The sequence below is a fragment of the Nocardiopsis prasina DSM 43845 genome (assembly GCF_000341265.1).
Taxonomy (GTDB): domain Bacteria; phylum Actinomycetota; class Actinomycetes; order Streptosporangiales; family Streptosporangiaceae; genus Nocardiopsis; species Nocardiopsis prasina.
Genome location: NZ_ANAE01000076.1, coordinates 1 through 243 on the forward strand (window position 1 = coordinate 1; position 243 = coordinate 243).

Genomic DNA, 243 nt, shown 5'->3' on the forward strand with positions numbered 1-243 from the left:
CCGCAGATCAAGGCGGCCGCTTACCTGGGGCACACCACCTGCGCCTGGCAGTACGGGTGTGATGTGCCCCTGAAGTGGACGCAGGCCGATCACATCGTGGAGTGGTGGCAGGGCGGACGCACCAGCGTCGAGAACATCCAGCCCTTGTGCTCGACCCACAACCGGCTCAAGCACCGGTGGGGGCTGCGCAAGGACAACAGGATGTGGTCCGGCCGCAACCGAGGCCACCCACCCCGACCACCC

1 protein-coding gene is annotated in these 243 nt (G+C 67.5%); it reads left to right on the forward strand.

Annotated elements, in window-relative coordinates; genetic code table 11:
- On the forward strand, window positions 1–243 hold a 243-nt coding region (locus D452_RS27615), incomplete at both ends, for an HNH endonuclease signature motif containing protein (protein WP_040693024.1).